Raw genomic sequence first — 22,029 nt, 5'->3', positions numbered from 1 at the left:
GGTGGATAAAGGGAAATTTTTAAACGAGCTTTTGAAGCCGTTGGACCTTAAAGAGCGAGGGGCCATGAGAAGGTTAAAAAAGCTGTATCGTGAAGCCTCAAAGGAATTTATGAGTTCTCTTACGGACATGTACGAGAAATTAGATCAAGGTGAAGACCTTTCATATGCTGACATTAATCAATTCGATGATATAGAAGCCTTGAAATCTCAAATAATTGCTTTGGCGTCTAAGCTGGATGTCCGCTCTCAAAAGGAAATCATACGGCTCTTAGAAGATACCTATGATTTTTCATATGACTGGATGGCATCCGTTGTCGAAGTAATGATTGATCAAAAGCTGAAAAACGCCACACCATCTTTGCCTAGATTGGTAGAAGAGGCTCGAAAGAATGCTGTATTTGGACTCAAGCTAACGCAAGCATTGGAAAAGCATCGTGCAATGATTGTAAAGGACATAAACGAAGCAATAGAAAGAGGGTTTATTGAGCGTGAACGCTTTTCAGACATTGCTAGACGAGTTAGAAGCGCATTTGATAGCTCCTACTATAGATCGACCGTTATCGCTCGTACAGAAGCCCACAGAGTGCGAGAAAAAGCCACGCACAATAAAGCTGAAGAATTTGAGCAACAAGGCATAGTTATGGAGAAGGTATGGAACAACGTTGATGATGAGCGGGTCCGACAAACTAGGAAGGCGAATCATAAGGCGTTGCAAGGTCAGCGTAGAAAGGTCAATGAACAATTCGATCTAGGAAATGGTGTCACAGCAGTTGCGCCCGGACAATCAGGCAGCGCAGCCAATGACATACATTGCCGCTGCTTTCTAACATATGAAGTAGTGGGATTGAGGGGTGAATAATGGACTTAATAGAGTTGAAAACCCGTTTAGAGATCCCTTTAGATGATGAGTCACAGGATGAAAAGTTGAAACTGGAATTGCAAGACGGCATTGAATACGCACAAGAATATTGCAACAACCCCTTTTTAAACAAAGAGGGGTTACTTGAATTGCCGTCACCAGTCAAAAAAGGAATTGCCATGATGATTAAGATTGACCGCTCGAACGAGGTGGGTGTTTCCTCCGAATCTATCGGCGGCATGAGCAAGACATACACAAGTGATTATACACGGTATGAAGCTGTGTATAAGTTGTGGAGAAAATACAGGAAAGTTAAGTTCCGCCCGTTGAGGTGATGATATGGGGCGTATAAAGATCAAAGACAAAAACCGTATTCCGAAAGTGGTAAACGCACTTGGGAATGGTGAGAGAAAAGCAAGAGTGGGCGTTCTTGGAACAGGAAAAGAAGCCATGATTGCAGCTGTGCATGAATTTGGCACACGTATCACAGTGACGCCAAAGATGCGTGCTTATCTTCATTCTCAAGGTCTGCATTTGCGAAAAGATACCACTCACGTTGTAATCCCCGAACGATCTTTTATTAGATCGGGATGGGATGAAAACGAACGTGAAATACTCCGTAAATTAGACAGATTTCTGCTTGAAGCTGTCCAAAAAGGAATCAGCACTCGAAGCATAATGAATGCCATCGGTCTTGAGACAAAGGGCAAAATACAAAAATACGCCCGGGATCTGAAGTCACCAGCAAACCAACCATTTACCACTCAACAAAAAGGGTCATCAAATCCGCTTGTTGATACAGGTGAGCTAATTGGTTCCATTGATTATGAGGTGCAGTGATGAGCAAGTTTAATTTCATGAAACTCATAGACAAATATAGTGTGACTTTTGATCTTATTGTGCAGAGTGCTGGAGATTATGATGATCTAGGGCGCTGGCAAGACGGTGAATCCATAACCACCACGCAGAAAGGGGCGCTTGTTGTTCTACCTAGTCAATTAATCTATCAATCAGGTGGCCGATTAACGACATTTGACCGCCAGTTGTATATTAGCAAATCTGTGGAGATCCCTTTGAAATCTAAAGTAATTTACAAGGAAAGCTCATACCATGTTGAATCTATGAATCCTTTCGAGGATTACGCAGACTTCAATAGTTACATCTTAAAGGCGGTGAGCAGCTTTGATTGATTACGAATCCATTATAAGCACGGTGATTGGTGTCATTAGAGATAGTACCGGGCACAAAGTGATTATGGAAAACGGAACAGGAAAGCAGCCTGCTTATCCTTTTTGCACATATAACGTTACATCACCATACATTCCCCAACATCGGGGAATTATCGAAGGCGATGCGATCACTGAAGATGTAGATATTTTCTTTTCGTTCACGTGGATTTCCGATGATGCTATTGAAGTGATTTCCTTAACACAACAGACTGCTACGCTTTTGAGAACAATGAAGGCGAAGCAGGTTCTTTATGATAAGGGAATCGCGTTTATTAAAGCGGAGGGAACAGGTAACAGAGATACATTTTTATCTATTGAAAATGAGCGTCGTCATGGCTTTGATGCACGGTTCAGAATACGAGTAACACATAACGGGGCAGAGTCAGAGTATTTTGATTCCGTCACCATAAACGAGAATATAGGAGGGTAATTACATGCCTTTATCAGACGTAAAAGTCAAAATTGATATTTTAAAGCCCACAACGCTTGTAGGTCTTGGCATTCCGCTTATCTTGGTTAAAAACACTAGCGCAACTGAAAGTGTTTATCGAGAATACGGGTCGCTGGAATCATTAAAGCAAAATTACGGAGAAAGTACGGCCACTTACAAAAAGGCGGCGGCTATCTTTGCACAAGGTGACAATGCGCCGAATAAGGTCGCTGTGGCTTCATTTGGACATGAATTCGAAACAGGAGATACAGAGAACCCTAAACAGGTTTTCAGCGTTAGAAACGCATTAGAAGAGTATTTTGACAAAGACTTTCATTTTGTATTACTTGCTGCTGTTAACGCAGAAGACCGCCTTGAGGCGTCTAAATTCTTTGAAGAGAAGTCATATAAATTTGTTGTCTTGAAAGTCGCTTCATTTGAAGAGCTTGAGCAATACACAGGAAAAGATCGGACCATTGTATTCCATCATCCGCTTGTTGATGAGGAACCGGATGCCGCGCTTATCGGAGCAATCGCTAACAAACCTGTCGGGTCAATTACATGGAAGTTTAAAAGTCTTGTTGGTGTCACACCACAAGATTTCAAAGTCGATACATTGGAAAACATCCACAAAGCGGGTGCTATTGCATTCGTCACTAAAGCTGGTCGAAATCAAACAAGCGAGGGTATTACAGCTTCAGGTGAATTTATTGACGTGCTACATGGCAAAGATTGGGTCAAGCTCAACATCGAAACATCAATTCAAACAGCTCTCAGCACCACGGATAAAATTCCGTATACAAATGAAGGATTCGCTTTACTCGAATCACATATTATCAATGTTTTAGAAACAGCATTCACAAACGGCATCATTGCACCTGACGAGGACGGACAGCCTATCTATTCTGTTCAATCGAAAGGTCGAAGCGAAATGACAGACGAAAACCGCAAAAACCGTGTGTATGACGGGTTGTCGTTTACATTTGAACTTGCCGGAGCGGTTCACACAGCAGAAATCACAGGAGAAATCATTATTTAAAGGGGGGGCTTAATTAATGGCTGGAACTTACACTTATAACCCAATGGATGTCACAACCACAATCGCAGGTAAAATAGTGACGGGGTTTTCAGAAGGAACAATGGTGTCAGCATCAAAAGATGAGGACAACTTTCAAGTAAAGATGAGTGCAAAAGGCGAAGCAAGCGTTGCTGTTACAAACAACAAGCTAGGCACAATTACATTAACATTATCACAGGGATCGCCATTTGTTGCGTTACTAAACCAATATGCAAACACATCAAAACTTTTCCCTATTTGGATTAAAAATAATGGGATGGTTAAAGAAACGATTGGCGGAACATCAGCAGCAGTAAAGAAAAATGCTGATGCTGAGTACGGAGACGAAGTCGGAGACAGAGAGTTTGAAATTCAAGTCTTTGATTACACAGTGAAATAACATGGCTCAAAAAAAGAAAACGAACACACGAAAGCAGTCTGAAAAGGCTGCTTTTATTCATATGAACAAACCACTAAAGGAGAGAAAACCAATGGCTAAATTTGGAGAAAAGAAAGAAGTAACAGTAAAAGGAATCACATATACACTTGTTCATCCGGGAGTAAGAAAGATAGTTCAAATGCAATCATCTGTAGCTACTAGGGACGGTTCTGTTAATTTGGATGCACTGTATGAAATTTATATGAAAGATGTAATCCATTCTCCTAAAGTAGATTGGTCCCATTGGGAAGAGCAAGGTTTAAAGGCCTTGCAGGAGGTAATGAACCAATGTGATACCTTTCTTGCAGAGGAAGACGAAGGACAAGAACCACTACAAGAACAAAGCAAGGAATGAATGGGACATGTGGCGGCTAGTAATGGAGCGAGTGATCAGTTTTGATGTTGCTAGATATATGACGCCTGACGAGATCGCCGAAGCTAATGCCGCCCTTGATCTCATGATAGAAGCGAAGAACAAAGCAAATCAGAAAGGAGGTAAATAGATGTCTCAACCTTTGCGGACCACTGCCATAGAATTAAAACTTATTGCTAACTCGAAACCATTGCAACAAATGAATACTCAAGTAAATAGTATGCTTAGTAGTATTCAGGGAGCAGATCGACCAATTCAAGCGATGAGTAATGGTCTTAACAATACTAGTCAGATTGCAGCTGGAGCAACTAGACAACTTAGGCTAGCGAACGGGCAGGTTGTAAACCTAACCCGTGGAATGAGAACAGCGAGTCAAAGTGTCACCTCAACAAACACCAATATTAACACAGCAAGCCGCAGTATAATGCGTTTCACAAGATCCACTGACACAAGCGCTAGAACAATCCGAGTAGCAAACAGTCAACTATCTGCAATGCGTACTAGATTAGAAGACAGCACAAGCAATGCAGGAGCACTTACCCAGCAAGTTAACCGTATGGGCGGACAAGTAGGCGGGCAGTTCCAACAGATGACACAAAGTGCATCGAGGTTGGGCGGAGTTTTTGGACGAATCCCATCATCGGTTAGTTCAATGTCGCGAAGTGTCGCCAATAGTGTTAAATCAGGTATCACAGCTCCATTCCGTGAAGCAAAAACAGCTGTACAAGGATATGCAGGAGCATTAGGGCTGTTATCAGGTGGAGCTTTAGCCGCAACAGGTATGGGGCGTTTATCTGCTATTGAGCAGGCTAAAACCTCCTTATCTGTTTTGATGGGTGATGCGAAGAAGGCACAAAGTTTTTTAGACGATATGCTGGCCTTTGCTAAAACAACACCATATGCATTTACAGACATCGCAAACAGTGGTAGAAATCTTATTGCTTTTGGTATGGATGTTAAGAATGTAATACCTACTATGCAAGCAGTTGGAGACGCCGCTGCTGCAAGTGGTAAAGGTGCCGAAGGATTTAGACAGATCAGTGACGCCTTTGGAGCTATGCAGGTATCAGGTACCTTGTCTATGGAAGAAATGAACCGGCTCATGGATGCTGGTATACCAGCTCTAAAGATACTGGCAAATGAAACAGGTCAAGATGTTATGGACCTGAAAAAAGTCATTTCTAAAGGTGCTTTTGAAAGTGAGGAAGCAATTGCCGCGCTTGTAAAAGGAATGCAGAAAGGAACCAAAGGGGCAGCTGGCGAAACAGCAGCGATGGCCGGTATCATGAAAGATTCAAAAGATACGTGGGTCGGGTCTGTTGATAGCATGAAATCGTCTATTAGTTCGACAATGGCAAAAATCATGGAGCCTGCAAAGCCTCATATTCAAGCTGCAATGGGATGGTTTTCTACTCAGTTTAGTAAATTGCCTGATGTGATTTTCGGCATTGGCAAAGTAATGCAACCAACTTTCAATACGATTGGTTCTGTATTTAAAAATATATCAGGTCCAGCCCAAACCGCTAAACAAGCGATTATGGGCGTATTTGGCGTTATGCAAGGTAAAGGTACAGGAGATCGTTTAGAAGGTTACGGTATATTGTCACAGCTTTTCCCTCCAAGTACGGTAGATATGATTGTGGGAGTAACGGATAAAGTGAAATCTGTTTTTGATACCGTTAAATCTTCAATAGCTGGAGTATCGCCATATGTACAAGCTTTCATATTGAGTTTTATCACAACAATGAAAAGCATGGCGCCAGTGTTTAGTACAATTTTCAATGGTATTTTGTCAGCCGTCCAATTTATCGCGCCATACATAGGCCAAGCATTGGGGGGAGTGTTTAGCTTTTTGGCGTCCATAGGAAGTCAAGTGTCGGCATTTTGGAAAGAAAATGGCACACAAATAGTCCAAGCACTTCAAAACGTCTTTAGTGTCTTACAAAAGGTGTTTGTGTTCTTGATGCCGATAATACTTACTATTGTTCAATCTGTATGGGGCAACATTAAAGGTGTTATTACTGGTGCGCTTAATATAATCATGGGTGTCGTTAAAATCTTCACAGGCTTATTCACAGGCGACTTCGGTAAGATGTGGGAAGGTGTAAAGCAATTATTCTTTGGAGCAATTTCTTTTATCTGGAACGGCTTACAACTTCTATTTATCGGCCGAATTGTAAAAGGAATCATGGGGCTTGTGAAAAGTGTTGGTGGTCTAGTAGCTGGTATGTGGAATAGTGTAAAAAGTTTCTTTGCTAACGGTGCGACAAATGCTTCAAACCTAGTTGTAAATATGGGAAGAATGATTATTAAAGGCTGGAGTTTTGTGAAAAACAACGTCGGTAGATTGGCTGGCGCTCTATGGGATCTAGTTAAGAAAAAATTTGGTGATATGGTCGCTGGAGCAAAAGCTTTACCTGGGAAGATTGGTCAAGGTATTAAATCAATGGCATCTAAAGCGGTTAGTGGCGTGAGAAGTCTTGGAAATATGTTAGCGGGTGCATTGGCGACCGCCGTGAACGGAGTGACAGGCGGTATAAACTGGGTGTTAGGAAAGATCGGTTTAAAAGACGTGAAAATTCCAAAATGGACACCGCCTAAATATGCGAATGGTACAAATGGTCATCCGGGAGGTCCTGCAATATTAGGTGACGGTGGAGGACCCGAATTATATAAAACACCGTCAGGTCATGTTGGATTATCGCCAGGAACCGACACACTGATGAATCTACCAAAAGGAACACAAGTATTATCACATAAACAAACGCTTGAAACTCTGGGGAATGTCCCTATGTATGCTGATGGAACTAAAGGGAATAAAAAAGGGGCAGGATGGCTTGGTAAAGCTGTTGAGGGAGCTAAAAGTGTAGTGGGCAAAGTGAAAAGCGCTGCTTTTGACGTGTGGGATTACATTGCTAATCCGACAAAGCTCATGAATAAAGCCTTTGAGATGTTTGGTGGAAAAGTACCTTCATTAGCTGGAGGTTTTGGTGATATAGCAAAGGGGCTATTCACTAAGGTTAAAGACAGCGTCATGAGCTGGGGAAAGAAAAAGATTGAAAGCTTTGGCGGTATGTTTGGCGGCGGTGGATCTGCTGCCGTTAAAAAGTGGGTTGCTCAAGCTATTTCAATTAAAGGAATTAGCCCTAGTTATGCTGGTGCCTTGCAAACCATCGCCATGAAAGAGTCAGGCGGAAATCCTAATGTAGTCAACCGATGGGATAGTAACTGGAAAGCCGGACATCCATCACAAGGGCTTATGCAGTTTATACCAAGCACATTTGCTTCTTATAAAGAACCGGGATACGGCAATATCAAAAACCCAGTTCATCAAATCATAGCGGCCATTAACTATCTTAATAGAAGATACGGCGGGATCTATAACCATCCGGGCTTAAAATCAATGGCGCGCGGTGGTCCATATAAGGGATATGCAGCAGGTGGCCGTATCATTGGTGATCAATGGGCAATGGTTGGTGAGCAAGGACCAGAGCTTATGCGTTTGTCTGGCGGGTCAACAATTTACAACAACCGTAGAACAAACAGCATGTTAAGTGACGCAGCCTATACACCTTCATCTAGTTCGACAACATATTCTAATTCTTCAAACAGCAATAGTTTTTCACCGACAGTTTATGTCCAAGTTTCTGGTGGTGCTTCATCTGGCAGCGAAAGCAGTATTAAACAAGCGGTTCAAGAAGCTCTTAAAGAAACATGGGAGAAACTGAATCCAATGTATGCGCCAGAGGGGGAATATTGATGGCGAAGCTAGGGAAAATCAAAATCGTTAACGAAAAAGAGTCAGACAATCCAGAAATAGATGTGACATCATACCCTGTTGAAAAAGGAATCCCCATAACTGATCATGTACAACGAAAACCCGAAATCACTTCAATTTCGGGTTTTTTGCTGGGCAAAAATCCAAACAAAGACTTTGCTTATCTTAAAAAGCAGATGTATGCGGGTAAACTGCTTAACTACACAGGAAGAAAAGTGGCGAAAAACGTTGTCATTACAAATCTATCTCGTGATATTGGAGAATACAAAAACGGTTTTGCTATCTCAGTTGAGTTACAAGAAATCCGTATTGCAAAAAGTCCGTTTGTAAAAAAGAAAGTGAAATCATCTGGGAAAAAGAAGAAATCAAATACAAAGAAAAGCAAAGCTGTCTATCACAAAGTTAAGAAAGGCGAAACATATAGCCACATGAGGATGTGGTACGGTACTAGCCTCTCACAGCTTAGGAAGTGGAATAAGTACCCTGACCGCCGCATTCCTATAGGGGTCAAATTACGGGTGAAGTAGGGGGAGCAAAATGGCAACGAGAGACTATATTCCGATTGATATAGAAGACATTCCGCAGCAGTTTGAAATTGATCTAGCTGACAGCACATTTGTTTTTCAAATCAACTATAACGAAACGGATGACAGCTATTCTATCGACCTGTATGACATGGACATGGATCCAATTGTCTTGGGGGAGAAAATGATATTAAATGTGCCGTTATGGGATGACATTATAGATGATCGCTTGCCAGCTCCTTCAATTATCCCGATGGATGAATCAAATACAGAAACGCGTATTTCATCGGTAAACTTTATGAAAACCACGTTTCTGTATATTGACGATGTAGCGGAAGAGGGTGAAGAAGATGGCGACGAATAATAACAAATTGTTATTCGGTCGTATTGTAAAAGTGACGATTGATAGCGGGTCTTATAAAGGGACCTTTGATTATAAAGATTTAGAAGTGAGGTTTGAAGTTCCGTTCGATGATGACGCCAAGCCAAATGAAACAAAGGTCGAGATTTTCAACCTAAGTAGTAGCACGATTAACAAGATCAAAAAAGGCGCTACTATGACCGTTCAGGCGGGGTATAAAAGCGACTTTGGGGTATTAGCCATCGGAAAGGTTACGAAGGTACTGACGAAGCGTACAGGGGTCGATAAAATCACTTCAATTTTCATGAAAGAGGGAGACGATTACTCTCATATTAAGGTCGACCAAAATACCGCTGACGCTCCTGTTAAATATTATGCCAACAAGCGGTATAAGCTTAAAAAACCGATAAAAGTTGAAACAAAAAAAGTGTACAAGTTGAAATCAGGTAAGACTTCTGTCCGCAAAAGCACAAGAACAATTAAATACAAAACAGTCCGTGAGGCGAAATACAGAAAACAATCAATGAAAATCACCTTTAAAAAAGGAACAACAGCCCGCACGATTATAAAGCGTCTTATTCGTATCCTTGATATAAAACTTGCGAAGCTGTCTTTACCTAGAAACAAGGTATATAAAAAGGGCTACACCGTCACTGGGTCAATAGAAAAAAAGCTAGAAGAAGTTGTACATGATTGTGGTGCTTCTTTGTATTATAGGCGCGGCCGTCTTGTTATCAGATCCATTACAGAAGGGGATGATGAGCGGTTTGAGCTAAAAGAATCAACAGGTTTGCTTGATTCTCCTGAAGCGTTTGAGGATGAAAAGTTGAAAGGGTACTCGGTTAAATGCTTATTGCAGCACCGCATAACCACCGCTTCAATTATTATCATTAAGAGCAAAACAGCCAACGGTAAGTATCGTGTTAAAAAGGGTAAGCATGTGTTTGATGGGAACGATTTTTATACAGAAGCGGATGTGATCTAATGGCGGCAGATACGAATTTTTTCGATAATCTTATAAAAGGCATCAAGCATTCTATTCATGTTTGCGCTCCTGGTAGGGTCGTTTCTTACGATGCTGCCAGTCATACGGCAGATGTAAAACCGCTCTTTATGACCGCTGACGACGACACTTTATATGAACAACCATTGGTACAAGACGCCCTTGTGTTAAAGCATGTCGAGCCAGACATAAAGGTTGGAGCAATGGTATTTCTATCATTTGCAGATCGGGCGCTTGATAATTTAACAAACAAACCTTTTGATCCTGATAGTACCCGTACACACGATATAACGGATGCTGTAGTGATAGGAGTGTTTGAAGGATGAAGACTTTAAAACTGGTAAATGGTGATCTCGTTTTCAAAGATGAAGAACTAGAAATGATTGAAGGCGATGAAGAGCTTGCACAATCTGTAGAAATGATCTTGAAAACAAGTTTAGGAGAGTTTGAACTAGATGAGTTTTTAGGTGTCGATCGTGAAAACCTTCTTGGAAAAAACCTCGATGAAGAAGAAGCGCAATATGACATCATTGAGGCAATAGCTCAAGAAGAACGTATTGCCACAGTAGAAGATATAGAATTTCAGTTTGATCGAAAAGCACGCTCCAGTCGTATCAAACTAAAATTGATCAAAGAAGAAGACGGCCAAGAGTTACAGTTAGGGGGTGTTGATGTTGTTGAATGAAAATGGCTTCCAGCGAAAAACATATTCAGACATTGTAGACGAAATGGAAGATAAGGCAAAGGAACAGTTCGGGGAGGATGTAAATACATCAAGCCGGACGCCTCTTGGAATCATCTTTAGAATCATTGCATGGTTTTTGGCAGGCGTTTGGGACATTGCTGAAAGAGTATACAACAGCGGCTTTGTTAGTAAGTCTGAGGGAGTGCAGCTTGATAGACTTGGAAATAACAACGGCATTTCAAGAGAGCCGGCAAGTGAATCATATGCGACGCTTGAAATTGAAGGTGAGCCGGGTCACATCATTGAAGAAGAAACCCAGTTTGCAACGGAATCAGACATATATTTTGAAGTGCTTGAGGAAGCAACGATTGATACTAATGGAAAAGCTTTAGTCGACGTCATTTCAGTCGATAAGGGCGCAAGTAACAATGTGGCAGCTGATACAATCACTGTACAGGCTGAACCAACGGAAAATATCACGTCTGTGACTAACCCCGAAGCGGCCGCTGGCGGTTCTGATATTGAAATAGATTCGGAGTATCGTGCACGAATTAAAAGATCAGTAGAAGGCAGTTCAGCATCTACACACAGCGGGATCATTGCGGCACTGATAAAAACATCTGGGGTCCGTTCAGCTAATGTGGTGATGAATAACACAATGGAAGTAGATGCTGACGGGAACCCACCTAAAAGTATTCATGCTTATGTACTTGGAGGTATAAAAGAAGATGTTGCTGATTCACTTTTTAATAGTGTAGCGGCAGGCATAGAAACAGTAGGTAATCAATCTGTTGTCATTACTGATTTAAGCGGAATTGATCATACAGTCAATTTTGATTTCGCTCAAGAGGTGAAAATCTATGTCCGTCTTGAATTAAAGACAAATGCATCATTCCCCATTGATGGGGATGATCTGATCAAGAATAATGTTGTATATAAAATTGGTGGTGTGGACAAATCGGGATCTTCATTCACGGGATCTCAAATGGGTGACGATGTTATTTTATCTCAACTATATAATGCTGTGTATCAAGTGGCCGGTGTTGATGATGTTGTTATCAAGATCGGAAAAAGTCCTGATACTCTCAGCCAGTCAAACATAGAGATTGAGCCTAAACAAGTAGCGCAAGTTCTCTTCTCGGAAATCGAGGTGGTACATTTATGATTAAGGACTTAATCAGTAAGCTGACCGATGCTTTTCAGAAAGATGAGAAAAGCAATATCGGAAAGCTTTTTTTAATTGTAGATGAACAACTGACCGCAGCGAGGAAGACGCTGACTACCGCAGAAAAATGGCGTGATATAGATAACGCAAAAGGTCGTGGTCTTGATTTAATAGGTGATAACGTTGCTCAAAATAGAGGCAGAGCCACAGATGAAATTTATAGGGTTCTGATCCGTGGTAAAGTAGCACGGAACATTTCTGATGGAACAACAAACCGTATTATAGAAGCTCTTGCGAAGACTTTGAATTGTGCTTTTGAAGAGATAAATATCTACACTGTGAAAGAAGATAATGAAGATGAACCAGCTGCAATCATTGTGAAAAAGGCACCACTTGAAGCACTTAATAAAGTAGGAATGTCCGCCACGCAATTTTCATCTATTGTGCAAAAAACAGTTGCTGCTGGTGTCCGAGTTGCTTATATCAATCTTAATGGAACTTTCAGTTTTTCAACTATTCCTAATGAAATCGAGACAAGCCAATTCGGGTTTTCATCTGATGGAACAGACGGTGGCACATTAGGTGGCATCTTTGAACCAGAGGATGATTATCCACTACCAATCTAATAAGGAGGGAAAGCATGGCTTTTACAAAAGAGTTACCACAATGGGACAACGCAGGGCAAAAGCCGCCACAAAGTAAAATTAGCGAGGGATTTAAACCAATGGACCATCCGCCTGCCGATTGGTTCAACTGGTACATGAATGGCACCTATGAAGCTTTAAATGAGTTGCAAAGTGAAGCAGCAACAACATCTGAAGTTACAGCAGCTTTAAAAGTCTTATCAAACGATATAACAACACATTCTAATGCAAAGAATAACCCTCATGCTGTCACGAAATCACAAGTCGGGTTAGGGAATGTCGATAACATTAAGCAAGCTTCAAAAGTTGATTTTGATAATCATGTTAACGATAAAAAGATTCATGTTACAGAAGAAAAACAAGATTTATGGAATAATAGTCAACTTTATAAATTGACTACAGATTCAGGGTTTAGACAGGCGGTGCCAAACACGATTGCTGGTACTAATTTATTTGAATTACCACCCGGTTACTATTATGGAGCTGGTCAATATTTCACCAATCTACCAACTACAAATGATACGTCTTGGTTTAATGTTGATGTATTTACTACTGGGATACGTAAGAACTTCCACGTTATACGCAGTGCTGATAATACGCATTGGTTTGGAACAATTCATACTGATGGGTCATTTAAAGGGTGGAAACGTATCCTAACGGATGCTGATACAAAACTCAATTGGAAGTTCCCAACGATTGAGAATGGATGGAAAACATATAAATCCGAGGTCAATAATGACTATCGGGTTCGCGTCGCAAAGGATGCGATGGGAATTGTTCATGTAACAGGAGCCATCGCGGGTGGAACACTTGGGGATGTACATGCCTTTATGTTGCCAGAAGGATGTGAGCCGCCTTTCCCTCTCTATAATGTGGGCATTGCTTCAAGTACTGGTGGTTTTAAAGGACCACAGGTTAGTCGTCAGTATATTGCTACGGATGGCCGTTTTTGCATTCAAGATACAACCAGCAATACTGAGTTCATCGTAGTAAATTGCGTGTTTAAGGCAAAGGAGGGATAAATCATATGAAACCTATATACGCTTATGATGAAAATTTCAAGTATATACCTGGTGGGGATAAAGAAATACCCGATGATGTTGAAATTCCAGAGGGATTTACGGACGTCCAACCCCAAGACGGGTTATATTTAGCGGAATACAATCCCACAAGCAAGACATGGAGCGAGTCAGCCACCAAAGAGTACATTGATAGTTTGCAGCCTGATCCAGGTCCACCATCAGATATTGAGCTATTAAAACAGCAAAATGCTGATCTGCTCCAGCAACTGGCAGAGTCAGAAAAGAGAGCAGAAGAACAATCAAAAACAACAGCAGAACTTGTCATGTTACTGACTGAAAAGGGGGTAATTTAATTGGATTGGTTCCGTAGTATTTCATTGTTTTATCAATGGAAGTGTTATGTAAATGAGGACGTAGCAAAATTTGTTCGCTTTGAGAAGATCACGCCGGAACAATACAAAGAAATAACAAAAGAAGAATATCAAACAAACGCTGAATAGGCGTTTTTATTTTACCTTCTTTAAGGAGGTGAGGAATCTTGAAATTGGACTAGGGGGGCTTACTGATGTCAGAGGTGACGGAGGTCAACAACTTGAACATCATACAAAAAGATATGTCGGAATTAAAGACCAGTCAAAAAGCTTTGGAGCAGCGTGTTTCTGTACTTGAAAGAGGATATGACAGACACGATCAGCAAATTATTAGTCTTGATCAAAAGCTAAACAAAATTGAAGAGAACACTACATGGATTAAGCGAACTATTACTGGTGCGATTATAACCGCTGTTTGCACGGGGGTAATTGGCGGCGGGATCGCTCTTGTTTATACAATGATTCAAAAATAAAAAGAAATGAGGAATTTAATATGAAAAACTTCGACAAAGGCACTGTGATCCGTACGGTGCTTCTTTTTATGGCATTGATCAACCAAGCGTTAATTCTATTTGGCAAGCCAATCTTGCCGATCAGTGAGGATCAAGTCACTTCGTTGGCTGAGACATTGTACCTTGCTGGTTCAATGATCTTCACAATCGCAACAACCCTTGCCGCATGGTTCAAAAACAACTATGTGACCGACAAAGGTAAGCAACAAAAAGAAGTCCTGAAACAAAAAGGATTAACGAAGTAAGGAGCTGCCACGAGGTGGCTCTTTTTATATTAAATTGATCAAAGGAGACGATGAATGTGGTAAAGATCATTCAAGATTATATTTCAAAGAGCAACGGGAACAGACCAGGCAACTATATGAAACCTTTATATATTACGGTTCATAACACAGCCAATACAGCAAAAGGAGCTAACGCAGCAAGTCACGCTGCATTCGTCAAAAGGTCTAGTACAGCGGTGAGCTGGCACTTTACTGTGGATGAAAATTGTATCTATCAACATCTCCCGTTGAACGAAAACGGATGGCATGCAGGAGATGGACGAGGAACCGGAAACATGAAGTCAATTGGAATTGAGATTTGTGAAAACGCAGACGGCAATTTTGAAAAGGCGGTAGAGAACGCCCAATGGCTCATTCGTCAGCTGATGACAGAGCAAGGCATTCCATTGGCCAACGTTGTGCCACATAAGAGATGGAGCGGCAAGAACTGTCCTCGCAAGTTGTTGAATCGTTGGGATTCATTCAAAGCGGGTATTGCAACCGCTCATACAGGGGAAAAGGCAACAGCGAAGCCGGCGACACCTGTAAAAAACACATCCAAGCCAAAAGCGAGTAAGCCTAAAAAGTCGTTTAACTTACCATCTGGCATCATTAAAGTGACCAAACCTTTGACAAAGGGCGCTGGAGTAAAAGCATTGCAGAAGGCTCTGGCTGCTGTGTATTACTATCCCGATAAAGGAGCAAAAAACAACGGTATTGACGGATACTATGGTCCAAAGACAGCGAATGCGGTCAAGCGGTTCCAGCTCATACACGGTCTTGTTGCAGACGGCATTTATGGACCGAAAACAAAGAAAGCCATTGAAAAAGCATTGAAATAAATGTGAAAAAACCTCTCTAAAAGGGAGGTCTTTTTTTATCTAAACTGTAGACGTAAGTCTATAGTTATAGTATAATAAATATAGGAGGTGAGGAAATGCTAGACAACATGATAAAAGTCCTTCAAATCATCTTTTACGTTGCATCTATAGCGTGGATTGCCCAACAATCACACGACGCAAACAAAGATAATAAGAAGGACTAACAGTGGGGAAGCGAGTTAATCGCTCGCTTCTCAATATAATTATAACCAGTCTAGCATATAATATGAACCAAAAACAATTGATCTTCTTTATGATCCTCTTGAGCGCGGCTTCAATTGTAACGCGTTCAATATGGACAAATACTTTCACAACGGTAATCATGGCCGCTTTAATACTTGCAACGCTTTTTGTAATCATCAAAGACGTAAGGAGAAAATAACATGGAATATCACTTGAAGAACCGCCAGGAGGTTGAGGACTTTGTTATGAATGAGCTCCTGACCTCTTCAGAGGCGCAGGAGCTCTTAAATGTAAACAAGCAGCGCATGAGTAAATTGCATACTGATGGTCGAGTACGATCGATAAAAAAAGTGGGTAAGACTGTTTTGTTCTTAAAATCAGATATAGAGCAGCTGAAAACAGATTTAGAAGAAGGGCGGAAAAAATACCGTCCCTCTTCTAAATAATCAGTAACTAAAATGTTCTTTGTTAATTAATGAATAGATTTTGTTGCGACTTTCACTATGGTTTTTGTGTATAATAGATTTATGGTCACAAAATTTGGTATTAAATTAATGAAAAATTGGAAGTATTGGTGATGAATATGAAGTATTTTCTGATTTTGGATGACTCAGGCCAGCTGCACCCTAATTACCCCTTTTCCGATGTATTTGTATATGGTGGAATCCTAGTTAGGGAAAAGGATTATCATGGAATTAATACGGATTATAAGAAATTTATTGATAGAATTCGTAAAGAAAAAGACGTTACAAGTGAATTGAAAACCTCAATGATGAAAAATTCTTTAAGAAGACGTGTCCTTAATAAATTAAAAAAATACAATTTTGTTCAAGTTTTTGTAAGCGTAAAAGTATCTTCTTTAGTTAGATTAGATTTTTCTAAGAGTAGACGTGTGACAGCTTTTAAAAATTATATGGTTAGAAGACTAATTGATGAATTGATGCAAAAAAATATATTGCCTAAAGATTGTGATTGTTTAAATGTTTATATAGATAATCAAAATGTGGCACACTCATCCATTGATTCACTTGAAGACTATTTAATTCATTACTTCAACGAGGATAATATGTACAATATTCATAAGGAGTATACAACAACCTCTTTCAAGAGTGATTTTAAAGTTAGTTATAAGGATTCAAGCTCCAACTATTTAATACAGGCGGCTGATATTTTAGCTAATACAAAATCACATGTTCTTTGTGGGAAAAATGATTTAAGAAGGTTTCTTAAGAAAGGATATACAATTTTAAAACTTCCTAATGAAAATGTATATTAATGTTCTTGACAGGAAAGTTTATATATAGTATTGTGTATTTACAGCACAAGGAATTGTGACTGTCTGACTTGTGGATTAGCTAAATTTTAGTAAGAGTACTGTGTGTGCTCCTGTCCATGAGGGCATCCTTGGGATGCTTCAAATACATAATACAAACCCCATCCTTGTTGATGGGGTTTTTTGTTCGTCGTAATTACATACATTATTACAAACCAATCCTTTGACATTCGGTTATTTGCTTAATATGTGATTATAAATGGGAGGGTTTGATTAAGGCCCATAAATCCAAATTGTTAAAGAGTATTCATTGAAAATTAAGCTAGAGCCGCTAACACTTGAATAACATCTAACAAGCTTACTGAAATACTCCCTCCAGGGATTTGAATAGTATAACTTAACTTATCAGGATCAGGATTTGTTACATCAACATTTCCTTCTACATCTGTTGTCAAACTATAAACAGTTACCCTTTGACCAAAGACTCTTACCACATGGCGGTGAACAATTTTAACACGAAATTGAATTTTTGTTCCTTCGATAACTAATCTTTCAACATCTGCGTGTCCTTCGTTACCATGTGCAGTGCTGTCAAAAAAACGGTCTAATGCCTCTCTTACTACTGTTTCTGTTAACATTACTTTTCCTCCTTGTAATAATATACAATCTTATTTGTTTGTCAAAATCAAAAGAACATACATAGAAAAAACACCCTGTTTATCAGAGTGTTTTTACATAAAGAATATCTTTAAAATTGATCAAATTTGTATCAGCTCGACTGTCTTTCACATGAAGCAGTTTCTTTATGTGATCAACGTATATAACTCGTCCTGATATCTCTCGAACAAACCCATCATCAAGCTCGAAATTCAAAGCCAAGTCTTCGCTCATAGCAGTCGCTATTGTATATTCAAACTCTTCCAATTGTTCCGGGCTTAAAACTGGCCGCTCAATTTTTTGTTTTGCAAGATGCAGCTGTCTTAAAGCCTCGTTATGTTCTGGTAAGATGAATTTCATCTTCCAGCGATTTTGATCTTTTTCTTCGTTCCACATTTCATCCACCTCATTAGAGATTATAACCGAATGTTTGTTCGGTGTCTAAATGTGGTGTATAATAAGAGTATACGGTTTACCCGCGGAAACGGGATTAAAAAATTCGTATATTTCAATGATTAACTTCTTCTCAATATTACTCACACCCGGCCGTCCTCATGGATGGCTTTTTTGATGCCATTTTGATGCCTAAACCAAAAAACACTCAAAAACGAACGAGAACATATGATCGTTTTTGAGTGTTGGTGGGGTATTTAATGAAAGGTTAAAAATGACTAAAAACACCTAAAAACATCACAATGGTATTTCTCACAAACCCCCAATTGTGATTGACTCATCCAATCATCTGTATTTCTTCCCAACCTATTCATCCAACCGTCCTCAGTGCGGCTGGATCTCCCACAAATACATTCATACCTTCCAAGAATCATCCCTCGGAGACACGGTGGTCACCTTTACAAATGAGCAAACCGTCAAACTTGATGTCTCATATAAATCATTTGAGAGTCAGGTGCACCGGACAGCATATCTCCGAACGAAATTTCAAGATCGTCTTGATGGAGGTCTTCCGAAGAAACAAGAATTTATGCTGTATCCAAAGGAACAGCAGCTCAATCTCGTATACGATTTTATATTAAGGGAGCTTCGCAACAGATATTAGTCAAAATCCAGCGGCAGTACAGCCGCTGGATTTCTAAGAATTGCGATTTAGCGCAAATTTCTTCTTTCTCATGGAAAAAGGTCTTGATAGTTGTATAAAAAATTATATAATTTAAATATAACGTATAAAATTTTATATGATAGCTAGCTGTGAAAGGGGATAGGATGATGACTTATGATGAACTCGATACACCGGCGCTATTAATTGATAAACGGGTGATGATGGAGAATCTCTCTGCTATGCAGCAATATGCGGACCGTCAGCAGGTCAAACTGCGTCCTCATACAAAAACTCATAAAACACCGAACCTTGCCAAGATGCAGGAAGAGATGGGGGCATCCGGCTTAACCGTAGCGAAAGTAGGAGAAGCGGAAGTGATGGCATCGCACGGTCTGACAGATATCTTTATTGCCAATCAAATTGTAGGCGAGATAAAGCTGAAACGAATTCGAAAGCTGGCAGAATCGATACACATTTCATTTGGTATAGATTGTGCCGAGCATGTGTACCAAATTGAACAGGTCTTTCGTGGAGCAGAGAAAAAAGCAGAAATCCTAATTGAGATAGAGGTTGGAGAAGAAAGATCTGGTGTCATTGAAGAGAGCGATTTCCGTCAAATTTTGCATGCCATTCAAACATGTGAATTCGTACATTTAAAAGGGATTTTTTCTCATGATGGACATACATATAAGGCGGAAAGTAAAGCGCATTGTCAGACTTTATATGAAGACGCTGTGAATCGAACGCTTCGGTTTGCACAGATTGCTGAAGAGGCAGGCATGCCGCTAGAGGTTGTGAGCATAGGATCGACACCGCCCTTCTTATTTCAATTTGATATTCCAAAAGGAGTCACCGAAATCCGGCCAGGCACTTACATCTTCATGGATGCCTCTCAGTCCAATGTGATCGGCACTTTTTCACATTGTGCCGCAACCGTGCTGACGACGGTGATCAGTAAGCCAACAAAAACCCGGGTCATCACAGATGTTGGAGCCAAAGGCTTGACGGCTCAAACTCGTACAAAAGGGCTCACAAAAACGAAGGGATTAGGCAAAGTAAAAGACAAAGAGGATGTATTTGTTTCAAGTGTATTTGATGAGCATGCCATCATCACGAAGGCTTCCGTCGAAGTGTCCAGATCGGTGAGAAGGTGCAAATCATTCCAAATCATATTTGCCCGGCGGTCAATCTCCATGAAAAAGCATATCTTATTGAAGATGGTGAAGTAGTCGAAGAGCTTGAAATCGCTTGTAAAGGTAAACTTCAGTAAATCAACAGCATGTATACTTTCATTTTGTGAAAATACTTGGCTGGTTGAGCAGCGGGGAGTCATCAATACATGGAATGCCTCTTCTCGGCTGTAGGAGAAAAGGTTATATAGATGTAAACACTAAAAGGCGCCGATCGGGGTCTTTTTTTGTTCGACAAATTCCGCGAAAGTCGAAAAAAATATAAAATATGCCGATGGTAATAATAGGAATAAAATGGAGGTGGATGTACATGAAGATTTTTGTGATCATGCTCATGTTAATTCTTGTTGGCGCTTGTTTACATTTATCAAGAAAAATAAAACAAAACAAGTTATTGTTTAATGAACAATTACAACAAGTGTTAAAAGCAAGTGAAGAACAGACTGCAGCAATGGAAGATATAATTTATGAGAAGGAAAGGTCAATTAAAGAACTTGAACAAGCAAAAAAAATAGAAGCCAAATTTCAAAGAAATAAGGGGGAAGTTATAACGCATCATTTATTATTGAACATAAAGCAAAGTTTAATAAGTGAAGGACGCATTACTCATGATCAAATGATGATTATGGGAAATGAATTCGTGCCAGACAGTAGAGGCAAGATATTAGGAGCGAGACAAATTGACCATCTTGTCTTATTACCGACTGGTGTTTATATCATTGAAACAAAACATTGGAGAGGAAAAATTTTATATGACTATACAAAAAATGATTTGGGGGAGTTCAGTTACTTATTCGATATGATGTTTCCAGAGATGGAAGAGCATCATAGAAAAACACTAGTGATTAGAAATTCAAAAAATCCATTTTCTGAAGATAGCTCGAAGGATGCACAGTTAGAAATTCTATCCTACGGTGACCCAGCATTACAAGTAAGAAGCACAGCTCAAACACTACAAACATTTCTGAAGGAAAAGGTTCCGAGTGTACAATGGGTAAAAGGGATTCTATACTTCGGATATAAGCAAGATCAAATAAACTCTGTACATAAAAAAAACACCGACAATGAAAACCCTCTTGTGATATGTAATGAAAAGGAGTTAGGGGTGTTTTTTCAAGAAGAATTGAGAAAACCTGAAAAACTGTCGCAACACGATATACGTAAGATTACACAATTAATTAGAAACGTTAATGATTTATCATCTTAAAGTTTTTTAAAACGATAAAGTGAAACTATTTAGAATGATGAAACCGTCTTTTAAATGTCTAAATAATCTTTAATAGTTAATTGATATAAGTGAATCCTTAGACATATTTTCATCCATTTACTCATAAATCACAGAAGTGACACGAGCTTGTCTGTTACAATAAAAGAAATCTTATGTGGTAAAGGATGCTTATATTTGACCGATATGAACGAATGGGATAAAGAAATGGAGGCTCTGTATGAAAAAACAATCACATTTGGTGCTGCTATTTATCCTAACAGTGACATTACTAGCAGCCTGTCAGCAAGCAGGTCAATCGCCTTCAAAGCAAGACGCAAAAGAAGCTGCTTATGAACAATGGGTTCAGTCTTATATGGATGAGTTAAACGAAGCATATGAAAAGATGACCGATCAGTTTATCTCAGATGGACATGGAAAGATCCAAACAAATAAAAAATTGACAGAAGCGACGAAAGCATTTGATCGTGTGATTCAAAAAGGGCTGGATCATCAAGAAGTTCCAGCCGCTTATCAAAAGGCCGATCAACAATTAAAGACAGGCCTTGCTTCATTTGAAAAAGGGATTAGTAAGGTGGAAAAGCTCTTGAAGCATCCCGATCAAGAAAAGCTGTTTATTTCCGCTACCCATCATTTTCAGGATGGCTTGCAGCAGACAGCCGCATTTATTGAAGAAATAGGTCAGATTCAGCAATCATCCTAAAAAAGCCTGGAAGTAAACGGGACTGACCCCATAAAGTGAGACAAATAAAAACACCTTTAAATTGAAAAATCGGGTATAGCATATCTGAAAACAATTTGGAGGTGTTTTTTGTATGGGAAAAAGAGTTAGTTATCCGATTAGTGTA

29 protein-coding genes and 2 pseudogenes are annotated in these 22,029 nt (G+C 39.9%); 29 read left to right on the top strand and 2 right to left on the bottom strand.

Features of this window, described 5'->3' with window-relative positions; genetic code table 11:
* Position 1: 1 nt before the first annotated feature.
* From BAE31_RS01280 to BAE31_RS01160, 25 genes are all read left to right on the top strand, one after another.
* Complete coding sequence (locus BAE31_RS01280; protein WP_076839231.1) at positions 2 to 859, top strand: phage minor head protein; 858 nt, start codon at positions 2 to 4, stop codon at positions 857 to 859.
* Positions 859 to 1,194, top strand: a complete 336-nt coding sequence (locus tag BAE31_RS01275; protein ID WP_045034742.1) for a phage head-tail connector protein — start codon at positions 859 to 861, stop codon at positions 1,192 to 1,194. Before BAE31_RS01280 ends, BAE31_RS01275 begins: the two co-directional genes overlap by 1 nt.
* 4 nt (positions 1,195 to 1,198) lie before the next feature.
* Positions 1,199 to 1,699 (top strand): hypothetical protein, encoded by a 501-nt coding sequence (locus BAE31_RS01270; protein ID WP_076839229.1) that lies wholly within the window; start codon positions 1,199 to 1,201, stop codon positions 1,697 to 1,699.
* Positions 1,699 to 2,049: a hypothetical protein gene (locus BAE31_RS01265; RefSeq protein WP_083703956.1), complete on the top strand. Its 351-nt coding sequence runs from the start codon at positions 1,699 to 1,701 to the stop codon at positions 2,047 to 2,049. The genes BAE31_RS01270 and BAE31_RS01265 overlap by 1 nt, the downstream gene beginning before the upstream one ends.
* A complete protein-coding gene (locus BAE31_RS01260; RefSeq protein WP_083703955.1) occupies positions 2,042 to 2,518 on the top strand; it encodes a phage neck terminator protein in 477 nt (158 codons plus the stop codon). Before BAE31_RS01265 ends, BAE31_RS01260 begins: the two co-directional genes overlap by 8 nt.
* A 4-nt stretch (positions 2,519 to 2,522) precedes the next feature.
* Positions 2,523 to 3,557, top strand: coding sequence for a DUF3383 family protein (locus BAE31_RS01255; RefSeq protein WP_076839226.1), 1,035 nt, complete (start codon positions 2,523 to 2,525; stop codon positions 3,555 to 3,557).
* A gap of 16 nt (positions 3,558 to 3,573) precedes the next feature.
* Entirely contained in the window at positions 3,574 to 3,975 is a 402-nt protein-coding gene (locus BAE31_RS01250; RefSeq protein WP_076839224.1) for a phage structural protein, read from the top strand.
* Between the two features lie 91 nt (positions 3,976 to 4,066).
* Positions 4,067 to 4,369 (top strand): hypothetical protein, encoded by a 303-nt coding sequence (locus BAE31_RS01245; RefSeq protein WP_139336360.1) that lies wholly within the window; start codon positions 4,067 to 4,069, stop codon positions 4,367 to 4,369.
* Between the two features lie 7 nt (positions 4,370 to 4,376).
* The gene (locus BAE31_RS19535) at positions 4,377 to 4,517 is read left to right on the top strand and encodes a hypothetical protein (protein ID WP_170871261.1); all 141 of its coding nucleotides are present in this window, start codon (positions 4,377 to 4,379) and stop codon (positions 4,515 to 4,517) included.
* Positions 4,518 to 8,147 carry a tape measure protein gene (locus BAE31_RS01240; protein WP_076839221.1) on the top strand — a complete coding sequence of 1,210 codons (3,630 nt, stop codon included), beginning with the start codon at positions 4,518 to 4,520 and terminating at the stop codon, positions 8,145 to 8,147.
* A complete protein-coding gene (locus BAE31_RS01235) occupies positions 8,147 to 8,692 on the top strand; it encodes a LysM peptidoglycan-binding domain-containing protein (RefSeq protein ID WP_076839220.1) in 546 nt (181 codons plus the stop codon). The genes BAE31_RS01240 and BAE31_RS01235 overlap by 1 nt, the downstream gene beginning before the upstream one ends.
* A 10-nt stretch (positions 8,693 to 8,702) precedes the next feature.
* Positions 8,703 to 9,053, top strand: a complete 351-nt coding sequence (locus BAE31_RS01230) for a phage baseplate plug family protein (RefSeq protein WP_076839218.1) — start codon at positions 8,703 to 8,705, stop codon at positions 9,051 to 9,053.
* Positions 9,040 to 10,035: a phage protein gene (locus BAE31_RS01225; RefSeq protein WP_076839216.1), complete on the top strand. Its 996-nt coding sequence runs from the start codon at positions 9,040 to 9,042 to the stop codon at positions 10,033 to 10,035. Before BAE31_RS01230 ends, BAE31_RS01225 begins: the two co-directional genes overlap by 14 nt.
* Complete coding sequence (locus BAE31_RS01220) at positions 10,035 to 10,379, top strand: Gp138 family membrane-puncturing spike protein (protein WP_076839215.1); 345 nt, start codon at positions 10,035 to 10,037, stop codon at positions 10,377 to 10,379. The genes BAE31_RS01225 and BAE31_RS01220 overlap by 1 nt, the downstream gene beginning before the upstream one ends.
* On the top strand, positions 10,376 to 10,738 hold the full coding sequence (locus tag BAE31_RS01215) for a DUF2634 domain-containing protein (protein WP_076839213.1): 363 nt from the start codon (positions 10,376 to 10,378) through the stop codon (positions 10,736 to 10,738). The genes BAE31_RS01220 and BAE31_RS01215 overlap by 4 nt, the downstream gene beginning before the upstream one ends.
* A complete protein-coding gene (locus BAE31_RS01210) occupies positions 10,725 to 11,903 on the top strand; it encodes a baseplate J/gp47 family protein (RefSeq protein WP_249895833.1) in 1,179 nt (392 codons plus the stop codon). Before BAE31_RS01215 ends, BAE31_RS01210 begins: the two co-directional genes overlap by 14 nt.
* The gene (locus BAE31_RS01205) at positions 11,900 to 12,529 is read left to right on the top strand and encodes a DUF2612 domain-containing protein (RefSeq protein ID WP_076839210.1); all 630 of its coding nucleotides are present in this window, start codon (positions 11,900 to 11,902) and stop codon (positions 12,527 to 12,529) included. The genes BAE31_RS01210 and BAE31_RS01205 overlap by 4 nt, the downstream gene beginning before the upstream one ends.
* Positions 12,530 to 12,543: 14 nt before the next feature.
* Positions 12,544 to 13,569: a hypothetical protein gene (locus tag BAE31_RS19860; protein WP_249895832.1), complete on the top strand. Its 1,026-nt coding sequence runs from the start codon at positions 12,544 to 12,546 to the stop codon at positions 13,567 to 13,569.
* 5 nt (positions 13,570 to 13,574) lie between these two features.
* On the top strand, positions 13,575 to 13,922 hold the full coding sequence (locus BAE31_RS01195; RefSeq protein WP_076839208.1) for a hypothetical protein: 348 nt from the start codon (positions 13,575 to 13,577) through the stop codon (positions 13,920 to 13,922).
* Entirely contained in the window at positions 13,923 to 14,069 is a 147-nt protein-coding gene (locus BAE31_RS01190; RefSeq protein WP_076839206.1) for an XkdX family protein, read from the top strand.
* Between the two features lie 65 nt (positions 14,070 to 14,134).
* Complete coding sequence (locus BAE31_RS01185) at positions 14,135 to 14,413, top strand: hemolysin XhlA family protein (RefSeq protein ID WP_076839204.1); 279 nt, start codon at positions 14,135 to 14,137, stop codon at positions 14,411 to 14,413.
* A gap of 20 nt (positions 14,414 to 14,433) precedes the next feature.
* Complete coding sequence (locus tag BAE31_RS01180) at positions 14,434 to 14,697, top strand: phage holin (protein ID WP_076839203.1); 264 nt, start codon at positions 14,434 to 14,436, stop codon at positions 14,695 to 14,697.
* A 56-nt stretch (positions 14,698 to 14,753) separates the two neighbouring features.
* Positions 14,754 to 15,557 (top strand): peptidoglycan recognition protein family protein, encoded by an 804-nt coding sequence (locus BAE31_RS01175; RefSeq protein ID WP_076839201.1) that lies wholly within the window; start codon positions 14,754 to 14,756, stop codon positions 15,555 to 15,557.
* 422 nt (positions 15,558 to 15,979) lie between these two features.
* Positions 15,980 to 16,225, top strand: coding sequence for a helix-turn-helix domain-containing protein (locus tag BAE31_RS01165; protein WP_076839198.1), 246 nt, complete (start codon positions 15,980 to 15,982; stop codon positions 16,223 to 16,225).
* A gap of 131 nt (positions 16,226 to 16,356) precedes the next feature.
* Positions 16,357 to 17,055 (top strand): DUF3800 domain-containing protein, encoded by a 699-nt coding sequence (locus tag BAE31_RS01160; protein WP_076839196.1) that lies wholly within the window; start codon positions 16,357 to 16,359, stop codon positions 17,053 to 17,055.
* A gap of 314 nt (positions 17,056 to 17,369) precedes the next feature.
* On the opposite strand, the gene BAE31_RS01155 is transcribed toward BAE31_RS01160, so the two are convergent.
* Together BAE31_RS01155 and BAE31_RS01150 are read right to left on the bottom strand one after the other, a co-directional pair.
* Positions 17,370 to 17,690, bottom strand: a complete 321-nt coding sequence (locus BAE31_RS01155) for a hypothetical protein (RefSeq protein WP_076839194.1) — start codon at positions 17,688 to 17,690, stop codon at positions 17,370 to 17,372.
* 82 nt (positions 17,691 to 17,772) lie between these two features.
* Complete coding sequence (locus BAE31_RS01150) at positions 17,773 to 18,105, bottom strand: YolD-like family protein (protein ID WP_076839193.1); 333 nt, start codon at positions 18,103 to 18,105, stop codon at positions 17,773 to 17,775.
* A gap of 304 nt (positions 18,106 to 18,409) precedes the next feature.
* Here BAE31_RS01150 and BAE31_RS01145 point away from each other — a divergent pair.
* The 4 genes and pseudogenes from BAE31_RS01145 to BAE31_RS01130 form a co-directional block, all read left to right on the top strand.
* Positions 18,410 to 18,766, top strand: a pseudogene (locus tag BAE31_RS01145) (competence protein ComK); the annotation flags it as partial.
* A 167-nt stretch (positions 18,767 to 18,933) separates the two neighbouring features.
* A pseudogene (locus tag BAE31_RS01140) lies at positions 18,934 to 20,036 on the top strand (alanine racemase).
* Between the two features lie 230 nt (positions 20,037 to 20,266).
* Positions 20,267 to 21,163: a nuclease-related domain-containing protein gene (locus BAE31_RS01135; protein ID WP_076839190.1), complete on the top strand. Its 897-nt coding sequence runs from the start codon at positions 20,267 to 20,269 to the stop codon at positions 21,161 to 21,163.
* Positions 21,164 to 21,401: 238 nt separating this feature from the next.
* Positions 21,402 to 21,884 carry a hypothetical protein gene (locus tag BAE31_RS01130; protein ID WP_076839188.1) on the top strand — a complete coding sequence of 161 codons (483 nt, stop codon included), beginning with the start codon at positions 21,402 to 21,404 and terminating at the stop codon, positions 21,882 to 21,884.
* The last annotated feature ends 145 nt before the right edge of the window (positions 21,885 to 22,029 follow it).

Source organism: Bacillus sp. I-2 (assembly GCF_001974945.1).
GTDB lineage: Bacteria > Bacillota > Bacilli > Bacillales > Bacillaceae > Bacillus > Bacillus safensis.
This window is presented reverse-complemented; position numbering and strand designations above follow the sequence as displayed.